Genomic DNA, 20,634 nt, shown 5'->3' with positions numbered 1-20,634 from the left:
AATGATTTTCACATTACCTCATGATTGCTAAAAACAACTCGAATTCAATTGTTACAGTTTGATTAAATTTTTCTGTTGTTGCTTACCATTAGGTTTCGTGTCGCGCAAGTCTGTTAAAGCTATTGTACATTAATATAACGCCCTTTTTCCCAAGCTCATGCGTTCTATGACTAGGTAAAACATGCGTTCTGATTTCTCTTCTTTACAACCATGTTACAGAAACAACCGCGTGTTCATGAAATAGCTCTAAATCCTGATTTCTCCATTTGTAATTTAATTTAATTCCCCGTAGAATGGGTATTATATTGAGTATGTATATAAAGAAAAAAACCTAGAACAAAAAGTAAGAGAGGAGTTTTATAAATATGAAAAAGGCGGCAATCGCAACGGCAACTGCTGGAATCGCAGTAACAGCCTTCGCAGCACCAACTATCGCATCAGCAAGCACGGTCATCGTACAAGCAGGCGACACACTATGGGGAATCGCTCAAAAAGCAGGTACAGATGTTGATTCTATTAAAAAAGCCAATAAACTAACTTCCGATACAATTCATCCCGGTCAAAAATTAGAGGTAGCAAAAGTGGCCGAAGAAGCAAAGAAATCAGTCAACGCAACATGGTTAAACGTTCGTCAAGGACCAAGCGCTGACAACAATATTATCACTTCTATCAAAGGTGGCACCCAAGTCACTGTCGAAACAACGGAAGCAAACGGCTGGAATAAAGTCGTATACGCAGACGGAAAATCAGGTTATGTCAATGGCAAATACCTATCTGACGTCACTGCTGTAGCTCCTGTTGTAGAACCAGTAGCGCCAAGCACACCCGTAAAAGAAGAAGTAACCGAACAACAAACCGAAACACCAGTCGCACCAAAAGCGGAGGCAGAAGTAACACAACCTGCCCCAGAACAAGAAGTAACAGCAAACGCGACAACACATAAAGTAAAAAGCGGCGACACACTTTGGGCATTATCAACCAAATACGGCGTATCCGTTCAAAACTTGATCGCATGGAATAACCTATCTTCCTCTTCCATCTACGTTGGTCAAACACTTGCAGTCAATCAAAGCGAAGCACAAGCTCCCGCGCCTGCACCTGAAAAAGAAGAAGTAACAGCTCCTGTTGTGAAAGAAGAAGCACCAGAAACCGTTACAGAAACTGCACCACCAGCGAAAGAAGAAGTTCAAGAAGAGGTCAAAGAAGAAACACCTGCTCCAGTTGCACCACCGAAATTGGAACAAAACGAAGCTCCAGTCGTTCAAGTAGATACAAACGCATCTACATACAGCGTCCAATCTGGCGACTCGCTTTCTAAAATTGCGACACTTTTTGGCACAAGCGTAGCAAACCTGCAAGCAATCAACAGCCTAACTGACGATAACATTGTTGTCGGCGACGTTTTAAAAGTGAAAGGCTCCGCACCGGTGAAAGAAACGGTGAAAGAAACGGTGAACAAACCTGACACGGAGAAACCAGCCGTAACACCAGAAGTATCGAAACCAGATACAAACACGACAACAAATGTTAACAAACCTAGCAAGCCGAATAAACCAGCTATCAACACTTCTAATACATCTAACTACACTGTCCAAAGTGGCGATTCGTACTTCACAATCGCGCAAAAATTTGGCACAACGGTAACTAACTTGAAAGCACTCAACAATGCGTCAAGTAACAGCCTACAAGTTGGCGATGTATTGAAAGTAAAAGGAACAGCTTCAAACGTTAACAAACCATCAACGTCAAACAATAATAACAGCAATTCGAATTCCAACTCCAATAACAATTCCAACAGTGGCAATAGCAACTCATCGTCTGGCACTGCTAGTTTCAGCGCACTAATGAACGAAGCGCAGAAACACCTTGGAAAACCTTATTCATGGGGCGGTAATGGTCCATCATCATTCGATTGTTCTGGCTATACGAAATACGTCTTTGCAAAACAAGGCATTTCGATTCCACGTACATCTGGATCTCAATACGCAGCTTCCACAAAAATCAGCGCGAGCCAAGCACAACCCGGCGACCTTGTATTCTTTGATTATGGTAGCGGCATTGCACATGTTGGTATCTACATCGGTGGCGGCCAAATGATCAACGCACAAAATGATGGCGTGAAAATTGACAACGTAACATCTGGCTACTGGGCTAAGTATCTTGTAGGATACGGCAAAGTTGCTAATTTCTAAATAATAAAAAGAAGCGGAACGATTGTCCAAAATCGGATGATCATTCTGCTTCTTTATTTTGCGCTAATTCGCTATTCTAAAATCTACTCTAATAATCTCTTTAAAAAACGGATCGACGCCGACGAGTTCGTACTTACTTCCATCCTTTTGAACGATATCACCCAGGCCTTTTAATACATATGTTTTGGCTAACACATCCACATCCGCTTGTTTCACGACGACATCATTTTTAAATAAACGGACACGTACGACTGGGCCATCGAATACTCCTCGATTCTCCATTGTTCCCAACGTATAGAGATTAGGCGTCAAGCTCACCTGTAGCGCGTTCACCTTTAAATCGATGCGGACCACGTCTTTATATCCTGCATCCAAACCGACGACTTCATACTTGCTTCCATCCTTCTCTATGATATTCTCCAAACCTTTCAGCGTGTATTTATCCGCTGCAATATCCGCATGCTTTACAGCTTTCCCATCTTTAAAAAGTCGTACGAAACAGATATTATCCTGAAAATTCCCCGTCAATTCCCGATCCCCAACCGTATAGTCCGCCACAGTTAAAATCGACCGTCTTTCCAACGGGATCCGAATAACCTCTTGATAGTTTTTATCCACACCGACCATATCATATTTACTGCCATCATCTTGAATGAGACTTCTCATTTCCTTGAAACTATAATCCGCCCCGAGCGTATCCGCTTGTTTCAACACCTGATTATTTTTCAAAAGACGAACCTTCGTGATAGCGCCTCCAAAATGACCTTTATAATCATTGGTACCGGTGATATACACTGGAACATCTAGTATTGGCAAGACTTTCAGCGGAATCCGCAGCACTTCTTTATACGCCTTGTCCACACCGAGAAGTTCATATTTTGCGCCATCTTCTTTTACAAGGCCTTCCAATCCTCGGAATGTGTAGCTTTTGGTCGTCGTATCTGTGTCTGCTTGTTTGATAACCAAGCCATCTTTCACTAATCTAACCTTCCAAACCGGCTCCCGATACCGTCCCTCATATAAATTCGTGTTAGTGTAGAGTGGTTTATCCTGCAAAAAAAAATGTGTTATCCAACGATTCAATATTACCCCGAACTGCCTGTATCAAATCTCCGTTCCACGTATTCAATGTCATCCCGAGTTCTGCCAATTTCACTTTTTGTCCGCCATATTCATTATCACTTACCGAAACAAGATAATCCAATCGTGTGGTCATATCAATTTTATTCCCAATCAGATGCAGTTTTTCCGTCGTCGAACTGACAGTAAAAAAAGCGAAATAGCCGTTATCAACTAGCTTCCCATCCACTCCGAATTGATTATTTGTAAACGTTATACCTGTTTTCTCCCCTTCAAAAATCCGAACAGGATAGCGAATATTGCCCTCCGCTCGAAACGTATTTTGCTCCAACGTAATATTGCCCGGCTTCGTCACAATCGGCGCACCGTCCTTCTCCTTTTCACGACTATTAATGTACACCAACGTGAAAATATCGCGCCCCTTCAAATCGACCTCGTTCCCCGTCACAACCACGTCCTTTACACCACACAACCGAATTCCTGTGAAAAAAATGACGTGCTCCTTATAAATTTCTTCCCCATAATCAGCTATAATCTTCGTATTATTCGGATTGTAACTATTGACCCTACCCGCCGTCAAAATATTATTCTTGATAATCAAATTCTCGTTTTTCGGGCCATAACTATCAATCCCCGCATCATTCATAACATCGACCGGAATTCCCGCCTCATATTTCATCTTAAAATGCTCATAACCGTAGCGCTGCATCCAATTCGTAATCCGATTATTCTCAATCAGAATCGGCTCATTTTCCCCGCCATTAAAGCGATACATCTGAATACCTGAGCGTCCAAGATTCGTCAGCTCATTATCGTAAATCCGAATATTCTTGCAAAATTCCAATCCAATCCCATTTTGCAAACCAGAATTTTGAATCGTATTCCCGCTAACCGTCGCATTCGCAACCCTGCCAAGATAAAGCGCAGAACTCCCCTTCTTCTTCGCATCGATAACACAATTTTTGATGGTAAGCGTATCAATAACCTGATAATCCTCATAGTTTGTCTCATCATACGCCGTTCCAAAACTAACAAGACTAGATGCCTTCTGATCCACCGCATCGTCCATATAACTAATTTTCAAATTTTCCAGGCGAATCGCACTTGCACGCATCTCATTCGCTGGAAAACGATTCGTGATTCCCGTCACCACTTTTGTAAAGATGAACGCAGCGTCACGATTCTCTTCCCCTATAATCGTGACATTTGACGGTATCGCCAGCGTTTGACTAAAATAAAAATCTCCTTTTGGCACATAGATTGTGGTAGGCTTGGAACTATCCAATTTACGCATAAGATCATTCAAGTTGTAAGCATTCTGATCAGCAAGTCCCTTGTTGTTAGCGGTTACATATTCACTCATATCTAATTCGTTCGTTTCTGCCTGAATCCTCTGATGACCAACAGTACAAAAAACAACAACTATCAATAAAAACAGTAACTTCTTCAAACAAAACATCCTTCCTATTTTTTGGATATCATGCCACTCTCCTGAAGATCCGTGCGTCATTACTCCTCCTCTCTAAAATAGCCCCCTCAACTAAAATCATAGCACAACTCGCTATCTAAAAAGTTAAATATTTCCGTTAAAAGCTCGATAGATATGAACGTTCTGTCACAATTTCGTTTCCGATTGTTTTATGATATAGTGGAGTTACTACTTTATAAATGAGGATGAAAATTGTGAATGAAATAACCGTTAAAATAAAGAAAAAATCAGCTCAAAGTTACATAAAAGGCTACCCATTACTGACAAAAGAGGCGCTTGTAACAATGCCAGCCATGGAAGAAGGAACGATTCTGCGCTTAGTTGACGAATCTGGTCGCTTTCTCGCAAAAGGCTATCATGGCAATCAGAATAAAGGCATCGGCTGGATACTAACCTATGATGAAAAACAAACACTTAATCAAGCTTTTTTCATCACGCTTTTTGAAGAAGCTTTTGCCAAACGTCAAGTTTTTTTCAACGACGATGCCACAACCGCATTTCGAATTTTTAATGGCGAAGGAGACGGTTTAGGCGGTTTAACGATCGATTATTATGACGGTTTTCTCGTCTTGCAATGGTATAGCCACGGAATTTATCAATGGAAATCGACGATCCTTGCCGCTATCAAAACGGTGATTACAACGCGAGGCATCTACGAAAAACGACGCTTCGACGCAAAAGGTCAGTATGTAGAAAGCGATGACTTCTTAGAGGGTGACACTGCCCCAGAACCGCTTATCGTCAAGGAGAATGGCATCAATTACGCGGTGTACCTAAACGACGGCGCGATGACCGGCATTTTCCTCGATCAGCGCGACGTACGTAAAACGATTTGCGACACATACGCCGCTGGACGAACCGTTTTGAACACGTTCTCCTACACCGGCGCATTTTCTGTCGCCGCAGCATTCGGAGGCGCCTCGCATACAACCAATGTTGATGTGGCCAATCGTAGCATTCCAAAGACACGCGAGCAGTTCACCGTGAACGAACTCGATCCAGCCGCACACACCATCATGGCCGAAGACGTTTTCCAATATTTCAAATACGCGAATCGTAAAGCATTAGCGTTTGATATGGTCATCCTAGACCCACCAAGCTTCGCCCGCACGAAAAAAACAACATTCAGCGTCGCGAAGGATTACGGAAAGTTGTTAGAGGAAAGTATTGCGATTACGAATCCGAACGGGATTATCGTGGCCTCAACGAACTACGCTGGATATGGCATGGATAAGTTTAAGCAGGTCGTGCAAGAAGCGTTTAAGAATCAGGGACGGAAATATCGAATTGTCGAGCAGTTTACGCTACCCGCAGATTTTGCGACGCGGAGTAGTTTTAAAGAAGGCGATTATTTGAAAGTATTGTTTTTGGAAGTGAAATAAGGAAGAACCTCTAGTCACGGCGTGTCGAAATGCCTTGATTAGAGGTTTTTATTATATATTGCGATTCGAACACTCCTGTTTAAATGCCTTGTTCGCCAGTGTCTGAAATACGATAGCTATGGCGAGAAAAATAAAGAAAACAATGCTGGGCCAGAGATACCCATTTCCAAAATTTGTACATGCAATCCATATGAGCATAATCAAAATCCCTATCATAGAAAAAATATAGGATGTAATCAAAAGGCGCTGCACTTTATCGCTCAAAACGGTAACTGTGTTCTTATCCTTAATATCGCGCCATATTCGTCCACTTACCATACGATGTACAAAATAATTTTCCAGCTGTCCATTTTTCATTTTTCGAACGCCAATAATGGTCATTGGAATACTCGATATGTTTGTTTTGTTGCATTACTTGGATTTTCGTCCGAATATCAGCGCCGCCTGCTTTAAAATATCATTCTCCATCTCTAATTGCGTATTTCGATTACGTAGTTCTTGCATCACTTTTTGTTCCGATGGTAGATTGTCTTTCGCCTGAAAAGAACCCGTTGTTCGACTCTGATGTATCCATTTATCAAGTGCCGAAGTGTTATCAATAATTGCTTTACGTGGCCTTCCTGATTCATATAATGCCACTATTTGTTTTTTGAATTCGGATGTAAATGTTCGCTTCATTTTTTTTGTCATGATACATTCCTCCAGTGTGCTTTTCTTTTATTGTATATACCTTATCTTTTCTGTACAGTTTAGTATAACCTATCCAATATCTTGACGTTTCCTAACTAGATTCCCAACTTTTGGACATACCATGAATAAATATTTCCTCTTGTAAACACTGTTTTACAGCGTTATATTTTTTCCTCTATTGAAAAACGTGTGCGCTTTGACATACAAAAAGCCCCCTTTTAAAGTAGATTTGGAATTTTTGTTTTTCCACTACTTTATAGGGAGCATATCAGGGTACGGCTCTTTTTAAATATTACTGACTTACAACTTCAATCACTTTCGTATCCAGTAGTTTGCCGGCTTTATCGAAGGCTTGCATCGTTACGTTGCTGCCTACGCTGCTGATTTTATCAAAAGCATAGAACTTGAATGCGCCATCTACAAACGTACCGCCTTTATACTCAGTACCATCTACGGTCACGATTGCATAGTGTACATCATCTGTGTACGTTCCTGTGATATTTTTATCTGTGCCAAGTGTAAAGATGTCTGGTTGCACCTTACCTATGCTTACTTTTGCGGGTCCTGCTAGTTTTACTGTTTTCGTGTCTAGTAGTTTGCCAGCTTTGTCGAAGGCTTGCATCGTTACGTTGCTTTCTGCATTGCTGATTTTATCGAAAGCATAGAACTTGAATGCGTCATCTGTAAATGTACCGCCTTTGTACTCGGTACCGTCTACTGTCACGACCACATAATGCACGTCATCTGTATATGTTCCAGTGATGTTCTTATCGCCAGGCACTAACATGTCGTTGACGGCAATGCTTCCTTTTGTGACAACGGCTGCGCCTGTTATGACGTTCAGTGTTTTCGTGTCTAATAGTTTTCCTGTTGTATCATAGGCTTTTACAGTGACAACATCAGTTACGTTCTTGATTTTGTCGAAGGCATAGAAAATGAAGGCTCCGTTGGCTACTGTACCGCCTTTGTATTCTTTATCACCTACGGTTACGGTTACTTTTGTTACATCGTTCGTGTATGTTCCCGTGATGTTTTTATCTGTGGATAGGTTGTACGTCGCTGGTGTGATTTTCCCTTTAGTTAGCTCGACAAATGTTATTTGTTGTTCTGCTAGTTTTTTGCCATATTTATCATATGCAATCGCGAGCACCTTGTCTGTGTTCTTGATGTTTTTGTCATTGGTATAGAACGTGAACGTACCGTCTGCTTTGACTGTGCCACCTGTATACTCTTTATCGTTGATGGATAGAGAGATTTTCGCTACGCTTCCTGTGAATGTTCCTGTGACATATTTGTCGCCACCGATGAGGAAATCAGCTGGTGTAATGGTACCGATTGTTGCTAAGCGTTCGTTCAGTAACGATTGGGCACGGTCTAGGTCTTTTTGTAAGTTGCTTTTACCAACTGGGTCTGTGACTGCGTCGATTAGTTTTTGTGTGGCTTCAATGGCAACTTGGTCGGTGGTGTCTTTGGTGGTATCGCTAGACGTGTCATTGTTTGTGAATAAATCTTTGACAGCGTCTGTAGCAGCATTTTGGCGATTTGTTTCGGCTTGAGTAGCCTCATTTTTCGCTTCAAGTGCGCTTTGCGCTTTGGCGATATTTTGTTCTAAATCTGCTTTGACTGTTGGATCAGTGACAACGTCTACTAATGCTTGTGCGGCATCAATGGTAGCTTGATCGGTGGTGCCTTTGATGGTATCGCTAGATATGTCATTGTTTGTGAATAAATCTTTGACAGCGTCTGTAGCAGCATTTTGGCGATCTGTTTCAGCTTGAGTAGCCTCATTTTTCGCTTCAAGTGCGCTTTGCGCTTTGGCGATATCTTGTTCTAAATCTGCTTTGACCATTGGATCAGTGACAGCATCTACTAATGCTTGTGCGGCATCAATAGTAGCTTGATTGGTGGTGTCTTTGATGGTATCGCTAGATGTGTCATTGCTTGTGAATAAATCTTTGACAGCGTCTGTAGCAGCATTTTGGCGATCTGTTTCAGCTTGAGTAGCCTCATTTTTCGCTTCAAGTGCGCTTTGCGCTTTGGCGATATTTTGTTCTAAATCTGCTTTGACCATTGGATCAGTGACAGCGTCTACTAATGCTTGTGCGGCATCAATGGCAGCTTGATCGGTGGTGTCTTTGATGGTATCGCTAGACGTGTCATTGTTTGTGAATAAATCTTTGACAGCGTCTGTAGCAACATTTTGGCGATTTGTTTCGGCTTGAGTAGCCTCATTTTTCGCATCAAGTGCGCTTTGCGCTTTGGCGATATTTTGTTCTAAATCTGCTTTGACTGTTGGTTCAGTGACAACGTCTACTAATGCTTTTGCGGCATCAATGGTAGCTTGATCGGTGGTGTCTTTGATGGTATCGCTAGACGTGTTGTTATTTGTGAATAAGTCTTTGACGGCATCAGAAGCTGCATCTTGACGGTCTTTTTCGGCTTGGAGTGTAGCATTGTTGCTGTCTAATTGTGCTTGTACATCCTTTAGTTGCTCTTGAAGTGCTGTTTTTTGTGGAGAGTCAGGCATGTTGTCTATTAGTGCTTGTGCCTTATCGATAGATGTTTGATCCGTGGTTGAAAGGATGATATTTTGATCGTCCGTTAAAGCGTTGACAGCAGCTTCTGCGAGACGTGCATCTAGCTGATTTTGAGCTTCATTTAATTGATGTTGTAATTCTGCTTTCACGCTATCTGAGATGATAGCAGTCACTAAATTTTGGGCGGTATCGATCGCGACTTGATCTGTCGTACTATTGATAGTACCAGTAACATCATTATCGACAAATAGGCTAGCAATAGTTTCCCGTGCCTCTTGGTTGGTAGCTTCATCGATTTCTTTTATAGAATAATTACTCATAGCAGCAAAATGATAACCGCCAACAGCGTCCAAGTTCATGTAGGACATTTCAGCAGAAATAACGGTTTTATCGGAAGTCGCTCTAAATTCAATAATTTCATCCTTGTTCGTCACGGTTTCCGCGGAGGTTCCAGCTAAACTATACGAATTACTTTTATAAGTTACATTACTACCGTGTGTTGCTACGCGTGCACTCATTCCGATGACACTATTTTGTGGACTTGAAGCAAAACCGCCTAGATTATATAACTTCGTGTCATATTTAAATTGATATAACTTTCCAGGTTCCGTTGTAATGGTTGTCGCAATATACGTATAATTTTGTGCACTTTTTCCGAAATCACGTGTAGAGAAACTAAATGGATTAGATGCTGAAATTGCTTGATTGGGGTTTAGACTTGTACGTAACCAACCGCTATCATTAGTCAGTGTTGGCGTTTTTTCAGGATCAGGTACTGTTATAACACCAGTCTCACTAATCTGATAATCTTTGAACTTGTTATTCACCATGTTGAAATCTTGGCTTATAAGATTGGCTCCAATGGGCTTATTAACATAGCTTGACGTGGGTTCCATAGCTATCGTGTTGGCGTTCTCCTCAGAAGCTTCCACCAATAAGGCCTGAAATGGTGTCACAAAACTGGTTCCTACAATAGATGTTAATGCCAGCGTAGTAAATATTTTTTTGATTTTCAAATGAATAACCTCTTTCAAATTTTATTTTTAGGGTGCTTATTGGACGGTTTCTGTGGCCGAGCTCAAATTGTGTCATTCGTTGTTTTTTGTTTTTTGTGAATGTGAGAGCGCTAAAGTATAAGATTAGTTACAAAGCTTAATTTCGCCTATCTTGTCGGCACCTCTGTGAAAATAATCTGGAGGGGAGTTATAATACTTGTCCCTAGTACGGAGGTAATTGCTAAAATGCTAATTAATTTTCAAGATTACTTTGGCTTATTTTCCTTGGCATACCCTTATGTTATCAAATTTTTTATAAAAACTAGTATTTTCCAGAAAATTATTTTGTTACGTCAACTTATAGGACACTTTCTTGTGTTAGGAAAATAACGCTAAATAAAAAAGAAGATGCTTGTCACGGTGTTCAGTGAGGAGCATCTTCAGCTATGTACCATAAATAAGTTTTAAAACAGGTCATTTTTGACCCAGAAAAAGTAATCAGATTCTCATTTTTTGGGTGAAATTCAATACTCCGAACATCTTCATAATGGCGAACTAAATATAGTGCCATATATTCTTCCGTTTTCATTATTTTTGCGCTTCCTTATTACTCCCAGCTGCTTGTTTATCGAAATTGTTCATATACATTCTACCTCCTGTCAAAATAATAACGACAACTACAACAATCAAAATCAACCATACGTATTTTTTACGTATCTTACACCTCCACTTTATGTCATATAAATGCGTTCTCTATAAAAAACTTACTTTAGCTGTAAGTTCCCCTTAATAAAACGGTAATATATTCCGAACTTTTTGTAAACAATTGCGGTGCGGTTTAGGTTATTCATTCCTTCCAGATTACTTGAACCAATTTCATAATTCAAAAGCGTTGCAGCCCAATGGTTTACAGAACGCTACCTCCCCAGTAATAACGTTAATTTCTGCTCATTTTCCATAAAAATACAATAACAGGAACCTACAAAACTATTAGGAACGCCATTCTAAATTAGAAAGGGATATTATTCCTCCGCAAATAAAAAAGGAGTTATGAAATTGGTTCACTTAGATAAAAACTATCGTGTTGGGTGTGGGCCTTGGCTTACTTGCACTATTTACATTTCACATTACTTAGATAAAAACGTGAATCGGAGTTAGAGGAGCTAGCGGGAGAATGTAATTTACATTTCACATTACTTAGATAAAAACCGTCACGACTTACGAAAGTACACACAACGGTATGCAATTTACATTTCACATTACTTAGATAAAAACCCGCCCCGTGACTATCGATAGGATTTATTTTTACTAAATTTACATTTCACATTACTTAGATAAAAACCACAACACGAGTAAATCCATGCTTCTATCCCCTGTCGTATTTACATTTCACATTACTTAGATAAAAACTTCAAGATGCTATGAGTAAGCAGCATGTACTGTGATTTACATTTCACATTACTTAGATAAAAACAGAGATGCTAACTTATACTTACTCTGTCCCCTACATTTACATTTCACATTACTTAGATAAAAACCCAATCCACCTAAGGGAGAAAATCCAGATGCAACGGGATTTACATTTCACATTACTTAGATAAAAACTGACGACCGAAGGCAGATCGGAAGTAATTCATATATTTACATTTCACATTACTTAGATAAAAACTAGAGTTACAACAAGTGAGAATTGCAAAGAGCCCAATTTACATTTCACATTACTTAGATAAAAACCGACAGAAATTTATTTTTCCAAATCAAACAACCCGAATTTACATTTCACATTACTTAGATAAAAACATGAGCGTATGCGTGGTATTGGGAAGTTTTCAATATTTACATTTCACATTACTTAGATAAAAACCTTGTTGATTTTGCGAACAGCATCATTCAATGGAATTTACATTTCACATTACTTAGATAAAAACTACGTAAGCAGGTCGACGGGTTAGGTATCCCTCGGAATTTACATTTCACATTACTTAGATAAAAAACCGTTTCTTTTCTGGGCCTAAAACCTTAGAATACCGTATTTACATTTCACATTACTTAGATAAAAACGTCGAAGAAGACGAGGCGAAACAACTACTTTTCGAATTTACATTTCACATTACTTAGATAAAAACTGAAAGAAGGCATTAAGTATCTGATTATCAACGCGGATTTACATTTCACATTACTTAGATAAAAACAAAAAGGACTTGTTTACCAAAAAACATTGTTGAGTAATTTACATTTCACATTACTTAGATAAAAACGATTGTTACGAAATTGCCGTCATTCCCAGTTATTTATTTACATTTCACATTACTTAGATAAAAACGACGCTCGCTTATATGGTGATGGCTTCATGAGCATATTTACATTTCACATTACTTAGATAAAAACAGATTGCCGCAACCTTGAAGCCAGTTACAAGTGGATTATTTACATTTCACATTACTTAGATAAAAACGTTGATGCGAAAGCTGTTGTCGATGCTTTAGTTACATTTACATTTCACATTACTTAGATAAAAACTATCATTTATTGTGTGTCATGATTGGAACTGGAAAATTTACATTTCACATTACTTAGATAAAAACATCCTTAGTACCTAGCTCCAGAAATTGCTCCACCAAATTTACATTTCACATTACTTAGATAAAAACCCGTCCAATTTCAGCCCTACTCCCATAATACCTCATTACCCCAAATCTGTCGACCGCCAGAAAAAATCAGTATTTCCACCTAACTTTAACATCCCTTACCCCTTCAAATCGCCTCAACCCATTCTCCCCCAGCGCTCAACCAAAATCTGTCGACCTCCCATAGATTTGACACTACCGGAGGTCGACAGATTTTTTAACCATCAGAAAAAATTAGACGTTTTTTCATCAGCTACGCCCCAGAACTCCTTCTCCAGCCAGCGTTCTTGCCTACTCGAAAACACAATCACAGAGTCTTCTTCATCGCGAATATATTTATCCAATTCCATCCGCAATTTTACCAATAAAGCCGGAGTAATTTCTCCTTCAAAAACCGATTTTTGAACGTGCGTCAAATATTTTTTACAAATTTTAAAGATATTTCGTGATACTTTCGCGCCTCCATTATCTTGCGCAATATCATAAATCAAGATGATATACATGCCTCACTCACCACCAAATCTTAAATCCTTCATAGCTCTTGTCATTCATCAAATGCTTAATTAATTTATAGCATTCCAACCGAATCAAATGACGGTATGACACATTGCGACCCAAATCTCGATGTTTCACCGTCTCTTTCATCCGAATATCATACGCCTGCAAAATTTTCTGCCGCGCTTCTTTTTTCATATAGCAAAAATTAGCCTCTTTTTCAAAATCTTTTTCTGTAATGATATTTTTATTCAGCATACTAAAAATCAAACGATCCGCAATCAACGGCTTGAAAACCTCCGAAATGTCCAGACATAACGAGAATCGCCGTTCACCCGCACTGTGCAAATAACTGATAGCCGGATTTAGCTGCGTCTTGTATATCTCCGTCAAACAGCTCGAGTACACCAGCGAATTCACATAGGAAATCAGTGTATTTATCATGTTATCCGGTGGGCGCTTCACCCTTTTCTCAAAGTCAATTTCTTGATTAATAATCGACTGCCAAGCCCGATAGTAAACCTTGCGAATATTGCCCTCAATCCCCATCAACTCTTGAATATTGTCCGTTTTTGTAATCTTCCTGCGCAATGACTTGATTTCATCCATCGCCGCATCCACATCTTTTCCACGTTGCCGATAATACCTTAAATTCCGCAAAATATTGAACGATGCACTCTCAACAAATTGTATCGCAACATCATGACGCTTTTTCTCATCCGCATAATGCGAAACCTGAGCAACGAGCAACTCTCCGGAAACATTCGATTCCCGCGGATAATAACTCCCACTATAAAATCCGTAATAATTAAAAATATGCACCGGAATCCCGAGCTGTCCAATATAATTCAAGCATTTCGTATTCAAACTCACTTCGCCAAACAGAAAAATTTCACGCGTCATCTCGACTTTCAAATCTTTAAAATTCCCATCCGGCGCCGTCAATCTCACCACATTATCCTTCCGCTTCAACTCGCCATTCGAAAACAAATAATAACTTTCCATCTAATTCACCTCTCAAATATAGCAATACTCAAAGTACGCACATTTTTTTACAGATTGGCTTTTCTATAACATTTGGCGCTTTTTCTTGGGAACAAATCTCCTCAATATCCGCCAAAATCCGCATCAATGTTTGCTCATCTTCCTCAGTTAGCTCCACCTCTTCCCGCCGCCGCAATTTCGGATAATCAATCACACCATTCTCAATTGCAATCCCTTTTTCCCGTAAAAAATAAATATAATACTTCAACTGCCAAATTCCCGCTTCTTCGATGGCACGGCTTTTTTTCACCTCATGAAGCACTTTCCAATCACGAATAAAATCAATATTTACCGTCTCATCGATCATCACCTGACCCGAATCACGATTGTAACTCGACTCATCCAGCAATTTACCGAGCTGCACATTCTCATCCAAATGCTCCATCCGAATCGACTTCGAGAAACACCACAATTTCCGCTTACACACAAAATAATAATAAACATGCGTCCCGCTAATTCTCATTCCACCGCTCACTCCTAGAAAAATGGATTTTCCTGCTCCTTTTCTTTTGGCGTTAAGCCTAGCCCTTCATCATAGTGACAGTCAAAAATAATCACTTGCTCATACTTATTAATCTCGATTTTCCTACTACTCCCCTCTTCATAAATATAACCAGGCACGTCGAGCATAAACGCCGAAAGCTTTGTCCTTGCACGCATTTTATCTTTACGAGTCGCCCCCGTTTTGATAGTCTCCATGTATCCAGTAATTTGCACCTTATTCTCCCTATAAATACTTTCTGGAATGGCAGCAACAGAATTAATATTGCGGAATCGCTTCTGCACCTCTTTTTTATCTAATTCATACGTCTTAAACGATTTCACGTAGCCAATCATGCCCTTCACTTCGTCATAATACTTGCTACCCTCTAGCGCCTCCGTCGAATAAACCTGATCAATCATCGAAAGCTTCTCCGCCTCAGAAATCGGACCATCGCAATTTTGCAACACAGCCTTCGAATTATCATGGATCTGCTCATCAATAAAGCCACGCGGCGCTACACCCGAACAATCCTCATCAAAAACATACACATTCGTCGCGACATCCAGCGCACGATTCCGATAACAACGCCCCATCCGCTGAAAAAGTCCATTCAAATCCGAAAGCTCCGTGAACAGCACATCAAAATCGATATCCAAAGACGCCTCCACAACCTGCGTCGCAATCCAAATACAAGGCCTGTCGCTATTTTTATGACCATCCAACAAAATCGCTTCCTCTTTCACCGAACGATCGCGCTTAATAAACTGGCTGTGCAGCAATCTCACTTCTGCATCACCATACATAGCAACTAATTCCTCGTACAACGTTTTTGCCACACGAACCGTATTACAAATAACCAAAATCCGATTGCCATCATAAAAATCCTGAATAAAATCGCTCGTTATCGCCTCATGCACCACCTGCACACTATGGCGAACTCGATTTGATATGAAATCCTCCTCCGCTCGCGTGAACGAAACACCATTTTCAGCTAGTAAATCAGGAATAATCCCCGGCAACGTCGCCGTTAAAATCGTGAATTTCCCACCGACTTTTTGAATATAAGAAAGTCCAACAATGAGGTACGCCAACAAGTCCGGCGAATACATCTGCACTTCGTCGATAATGACTTTAGAATAAGAAAGCGTCGCAAGCTTCGGCTCAAATCCAGCATACCGAAACACAAAATCAAAAAGTTGATCCAACGTGCACACCGTTATTGGCAGCGACATCTGACGCGTTTTCGTATAATATTCATCGATATCCATATCAAAATGAGATTCGTGCGTCAAGTATTGCCCGTAAGTTTCCGAATGCAACAAGCCAACACGATCCGTCTGAAACTCCTTGATAATCCCCGTTTCACTATCAATTAAACGGCTATAAATCGCATTAATCGCCGTCCGCAAAGGCAACGTGAAAAAACCTTTATGATCGCCCAGCCAAAGTAGCCCCGCTTCCGTTTTTCCCATCCCAGTCTCCGCGACAACAATAACATTCTCATCCTGATGCGCGTGCATATATTTTTGTAAGGGTTTCCAATCGGCGTCAGGATTTTTCGTTCGGAATCCAGCCAGCTGTTCCGTCATCGCCAACTCCAAAAAATCATTCGGCTTCTCCACACCAATCCCCGCACTAGCCGCGAAATCAATCCGGTTTAGGAGGCCTTTTAACAGGACGTATTTACGAAAAGTATCAAATGAGACATCGTCATCCTCAAAAATTTGATCGTTAATATGAAAATATATCTCTGGTATGTAATCAGCCGTATGGTACTCTAGACTATTTTTTAATGTACCATATTCAAAATGATCCCATTCTATTTCTAATTTCGAGATTTCTTCTTTCCAAGCATCTTTTGACCGATGAAATTTTCTCTCATGATGCCTTGCTATAGCCTGAAAAAGCACTCTAATTTCATACTCTAAATAGCCTTCATCTTCCAACCTCTCAAATGGGACAAATGCTACAGATAAATAACCATGCGGAATCTCATTTGTTTTAAACGCAGAACCACCACCAGATACTTTTTGCTGAAATACTAAATTCATCTTCCCTAAATCATGTATTAAACAAGCTAGCCATAACAATTTCCAATCCACGGTAATTCTTGGGTATTTTGCTTTTAGAACGTGAAAATTTTCTAAAAGGTTATCCGTGTGTTCCTGTATAGTCTCCCTTGGATTAGATTTAGCCAAAAATTGATTCATTTTGCTCACTCCAAAAACTTGGACAGATACATTAATCCCGTGTAGCCCTGCAAATCTTTTACATAGCAATCACATGATATCCATCCAAGTAAAATTTTACTCTTCCACCCTTACAAACATCAATTTGTCGTCCTCATCTTTAGAATAACTTCTGCTCGCTGATACCGTAACATCAGTTGCATAAAAAACATCTTTTTTCAGCCAATTTCTAAACATCTTAGGAGCTTTAGCCGTGCCTCTATTCACCAATTCGTAGGTACTTGTCAAAAGATACCTTGTTCCTAAATTATTACGGCGTCCTATGTTTACATCCTGACCAAAAATAACAGCTTTGTTTTCCACATCCTTGGAAGGTATATAAGCCCCATAACCAGTATCTACTGATATATTTTTATCAAACTTTATATTCCTTTCAAAAGCAACCACCTTCACCTCTTGAATCGTCGCGATATCTTCACGTCGGCCAAGCGATGGGTATTCCACAGGAGTCTGAAACGCATCGGCAATCTGTTCCACCAAGCCTGATCTTCCGGAATCACATGCAAAAGTAGCTCCACATCCACGAGCAACTCCGCCGTCGCAATCCCGCGCCCAACGCCATAATCACCGACTTTTAGCTGGTGGCGTTTCTCATCATACCTCATCCCATTTTTGAATTCATAGCGCGTATATAAATCATTCACCTTGGAAAAATACTTGCCTTGAATGCTAATTTCCATCGGGTGGTAACTCGTAAATCCGCACATTGTATGCACCATTCCAATCACCGTCGAATATGGTGGCAGCGGGTACGTTTCCTTCAATTGAAAGCTCGTCGGTTTCTTATAATTCACCAAATCCTGCCAGAGTTTAATCCTAATTGCTTTCATAATACGCATCAATCTTTTCTTTAAGATCATTGAAAAAAGCAGGAACCGATTCGGCGTTTAACTCTTTTTCAATCTCAGAAGTGTTATCAAACTGATTTTTAATAACGCCACATTTCGTGTTTTCTTTGATACCGCTATAATCCAGAATGCCAAGGATACTCTCGACAAGGACTTTATTATCCTTAATGTCTACTACGTTTTGGAATACTGGATTTTTCACATCGTAAACCCCACCAATCACGAAAAGTGGCTTCAAGTCTTCACGACGCCCACGAATATCGCGATATAGGAACGAAATAGTATCCATTAGCTTTTGCACGCGACGGCTTTTTTCTTTATTATCAATCTGAATTTGCCCATCAATCCCGATTTGGTCCAAGTCAATCGTCACCGTGTAGCGATAATAAGAACGATGAATCTCAGCTTGCGCGATGTTCATGTTTTCGCCAACTTTATCCGCCTGTCCTTTATTTGTTAAGAAATCCAGATCAGCTTTAAAAGTCTCTAATGAAATCGCGTTGGAAAGTCGAACTTTAGCAGAACGTTTTTGCCCTTGCGTCCCTTTCTCCGTTTTTAAATATCCGAAAAAGTCCAGCTCTGGAAAATCAGTGATCGTCGCTTCACTCAAGAACTGAATCACCTTCTTATCACCGCTACCTTCCGCTTTAACTGGTGCTTCTTTCTCACCAATTTGCTCCATCATGTTGTACCGAATCGCTTGGCGAGAAATATATGTATACTGGTCGCCATTGTTGCGAGATATCTTTTTAAGTGCCGAAATATTTCCCAAGCTTTCCCCGTAGTTCGCACTTTCTGCCTGAAAAACAATCGTCATTGCCAGTCCTTTACTTTTCATCGTTATTTCCTCCATCTTTATCTTTGTCATCTTGCTCTATAGCACCATTGACGCCGACCATAAACGCATAGCCAACTGTTTTAAATGTCTCATCACTTGTAAAAGATTCCAAGAAGAAATCAGGAATCACCTTGCCTAAATATGAGTAACTGTTTAAAATAATGTCCATAAACGCATCCCGATTATTTGTTTTCAGCGCATTCAAAACTTTGTAGTTAAAACCAGCACGCTTATGCTCTGGATACGCTTTTTTGAACTCATTTCCGCACTTATTAATATGCCAAATCCGACCTTTCGAAATCTCTGTCATCGCCTCTATCTCCTTTAAAAAATTCGTATTTATCTCGAGCAAGCTGCCGATATGCCCGATGTGATAGTAAGTATTGCTCACATTCGTCACTTTTAAATACATCGTTTTGTGGATAAACGTAAACAAATTCTCGTTATTCATCAGACGCCGAACCGTTTCTTGATAAAAGTTAACGCTCAGATTGCCTTCTTTGAAACCGCATCTTTGAATCGCTTTTAACGCATTTTTTGACTCTCGGAAAATGTTTAGTGCTCGTTTGGACAAGATGTTAAAGCGGTAAGTCTCGTTTTCGTAACGGACAACCTGAATATCTGCCAACTCATAATGCCGATTGCCCTCGACTTGATTCGTGGTAGCTTCAACCAAAGCGCGATAAGGGCTCGCTTGTGCTAAAGTTTGCGCCGGATCGTGCAGAATCGCAAATCGTATTTTTTCATTGACCTCGTATAATGTATCAATACTAAATGAATCATCAATGAAAATACCATTACCAAAAGCATACGTAAATCCAGCTGGAACGCACGAATAAATTAATTTGCATACAGCACATATCTCTATGTCATTGTAAAAATCCCACACATGAGATGATTTCTTCGCAATATCAAACCCTGCATAATTCAAAAAACTAAAATTATATTTTTCTTTCTTGATAGGTTTATTACATGCTGAACACTTATATTCAGAATCCACCTTGTCTATTTCAAAATATTCTTGGGCTGGTGCTATAAAGGTTTTTCGATAATCCTCATAAACATCCTTCTCTTTAGTCTGCGGATTTAGAAATGAAACACCATTCCATCCATTTTTTATAACAGTATAGATAACATTTTTAGCCGCTAAATATTTTTTACCCTTCTCACTATCACAAAATGAGATAATTTGCTCTAACTTCAGATATACTTGCTTCACTTCTTGAATAATATCGGTGCGCTTTTCATCGAATGTTTCTTTCTTTTTCAATACTCCAACCTTTGTAAGACCCTTCTCCCAACTGAGAGGAGCTGCCGTAACGTCAATAAGGGGATAAACACTGATATAACTGGCACTTTTTAGATAACGCTTCGCTACATTCGCGATATAATCGTTGAGTCGCTCCAAAGCATCCTCATCAAAACTCAAAAAATCATCTTTTTGATACCGTTTGATTTCTTCTTTGAAAGATACAATCTTATACCAAGATAACATCTTTTCGTACTCCTTGATAAAATATGCAAAATACTTATCTTCAAAAGCATCAAACAAACCTTCGTCAAAAAAGATACTTCGTCCTTCCAGTCTTATATTTTCACGCCCAACGATATTAATAAAACCTACCATGCCTGAATTAAATAGCCAATCACTCGCTCGACATTCTATTTCTCTCATCTTTTCACC

General features: G+C 39.9%; 14 protein-coding genes, 1 pseudogene and 1 CRISPR repeat array. Of the genes and pseudogenes, 2 read left to right on the top strand and 13 right to left on the bottom strand.

Translation table 11 applies throughout. The features are described 5' to 3' along the window. Window positions 1–365 precede the first annotated feature (365 nt). The gene (locus PCORN_RS01510; RefSeq protein ID WP_036076907.1) at window positions 366–2,192 is read left to right on the top strand and encodes a LysM peptidoglycan-binding domain-containing protein; all 1,827 of its coding nucleotides are present in this window, start codon (window positions 366–368) and stop codon (window positions 2,190–2,192) included. A gap of 63 nt (window positions 2,193–2,255) precedes the next feature. On the opposite strand, the gene PCORN_RS01505 is transcribed toward PCORN_RS01510, so the two are convergent. Further along, window positions 2,256–3,170 (bottom strand): hypothetical protein, encoded by a 915-nt coding sequence (locus PCORN_RS01505; RefSeq protein ID WP_036076906.1) that lies wholly within the window; start codon window positions 3,168–3,170, stop codon window positions 2,256–2,258. 67 nt (window positions 3,171–3,237) lie between these two features. Beyond that, on the bottom strand, window positions 3,238–4,722 hold the full coding sequence (locus PCORN_RS01500) for a right-handed parallel beta-helix repeat-containing protein (protein ID WP_159102505.1): 1,485 nt from the start codon (window positions 4,720–4,722) through the stop codon (window positions 3,238–3,240). Between the two features lie 230 nt (window positions 4,723–4,952). Between PCORN_RS01500 and PCORN_RS01495 the strand changes: the two genes are divergently transcribed. After that, complete coding sequence (locus PCORN_RS01495) at window positions 4,953–6,143, top strand: class I SAM-dependent rRNA methyltransferase (RefSeq protein WP_036076997.1); 1,191 nt, start codon at window positions 4,953–4,955, stop codon at window positions 6,141–6,143. Between the two features lie 51 nt (window positions 6,144–6,194). On the opposite strand, the gene PCORN_RS01490 is transcribed toward PCORN_RS01495, so the two are convergent. The 11 genes and pseudogenes from PCORN_RS01490 to PCORN_RS01445 all read right to left on the bottom strand — a co-directional run bounded on the left by PCORN_RS01490 (window position 6,195) and on the right by PCORN_RS01445 (window position 20,625). Next, complete coding sequence (locus tag PCORN_RS01490) at window positions 6,195–6,500, bottom strand: hypothetical protein (RefSeq protein WP_036076902.1); 306 nt, start codon at window positions 6,498–6,500, stop codon at window positions 6,195–6,197. 40 nt (window positions 6,501–6,540) lie between these two features. Continuing rightward, a pseudogene (locus PCORN_RS01485) lies at window positions 6,541–6,833 on the bottom strand (transposase); the annotation flags it as partial. 292 nt (window positions 6,834–7,125) lie between these two features. Next, window positions 7,126–10,386, bottom strand: coding sequence for an immunoglobulin-like domain-containing protein (locus PCORN_RS01480; RefSeq protein WP_036076897.1), 3,261 nt, complete (start codon window positions 10,384–10,386; stop codon window positions 7,126–7,128). 1,092 nt (window positions 10,387–11,478) lie between these two features. After that, a CRISPR array of direct repeats spans window positions 11,479–13,016; the repeat unit is 30 nt; unit sequence ATTTACATTTCACATTACTTAGATAAAAAC. Window positions 13,017–13,216: 200 nt separating this feature from the next. After that, window positions 13,217–13,495 (bottom strand): CRISPR-associated endonuclease Cas2, encoded by a 279-nt coding sequence (cas2, locus tag PCORN_RS01475; RefSeq protein ID WP_036076895.1) that lies wholly within the window; start codon window positions 13,493–13,495, stop codon window positions 13,217–13,219. A gap of 7 nt (window positions 13,496–13,502) precedes the next feature. Continuing rightward, a complete protein-coding gene (gene cas1b / locus PCORN_RS01470; RefSeq protein WP_036076893.1) occupies window positions 13,503–14,492 on the bottom strand; it encodes a type I-B CRISPR-associated endonuclease Cas1b in 990 nt (329 codons plus the stop codon). A 28-nt stretch (window positions 14,493–14,520) separates the two neighbouring features. Beyond that, a complete protein-coding gene (gene cas4 / locus PCORN_RS01465; RefSeq protein ID WP_241433038.1) occupies window positions 14,521–14,994 on the bottom strand; it encodes a CRISPR-associated protein Cas4 in 474 nt (157 codons plus the stop codon). A gap of 14 nt (window positions 14,995–15,008) precedes the next feature. Further along, window positions 15,009–17,225: a CRISPR-associated helicase/endonuclease Cas3 gene (locus PCORN_RS01460; RefSeq protein ID WP_036076891.1), complete on the bottom strand. Its 2,217-nt coding sequence runs from the start codon at window positions 17,223–17,225 to the stop codon at window positions 15,009–15,011. 96 nt (window positions 17,226–17,321) lie between these two features. Continuing rightward, window positions 17,322–17,651 carry a hypothetical protein gene (locus tag PCORN_RS19975; RefSeq protein ID WP_241433037.1) on the bottom strand — a complete coding sequence of 110 codons (330 nt, stop codon included), beginning with the start codon at window positions 17,649–17,651 and terminating at the stop codon, window positions 17,322–17,324. A gap of 2 nt (window positions 17,652–17,653) precedes the next feature. Further along, window positions 17,654–18,094: a CRISPR-associated protein Cas5 gene (cas5, locus tag PCORN_RS19970; protein ID WP_241433036.1), complete on the bottom strand. Its 441-nt coding sequence runs from the start codon at window positions 18,092–18,094 to the stop codon at window positions 17,654–17,656. Then, window positions 18,081–18,950: a type I-B CRISPR-associated protein Cas7/Cst2/DevR gene (gene cas7i / locus PCORN_RS01450; RefSeq protein WP_036076889.1), complete on the bottom strand. Its 870-nt coding sequence runs from the start codon at window positions 18,948–18,950 to the stop codon at window positions 18,081–18,083. The genes cas5 and cas7i overlap by 14 nt, the downstream gene beginning before the upstream one ends. Further along, window positions 18,940–20,625 (bottom strand): Cas8a1 family CRISPR/Cas system-associated protein, encoded by a 1,686-nt coding sequence (locus PCORN_RS01445; RefSeq protein ID WP_036076884.1) that lies wholly within the window; start codon window positions 20,623–20,625, stop codon window positions 18,940–18,942. The genes cas7i and PCORN_RS01445 overlap by 11 nt, the downstream gene beginning before the upstream one ends. Between the last annotated feature and the right edge of the window lie 9 nt (window positions 20,626–20,634).

Source organism: Listeria cornellensis FSL F6-0969 (assembly GCF_000525855.1).
GTDB lineage: Bacteria > Bacillota > Bacilli > Lactobacillales > Listeriaceae > Listeria_A > Listeria_A cornellensis.
Note: the sequence above shows the minus strand (reverse complement) of the source record. Positions and strands in the feature narration are given on the sequence as shown.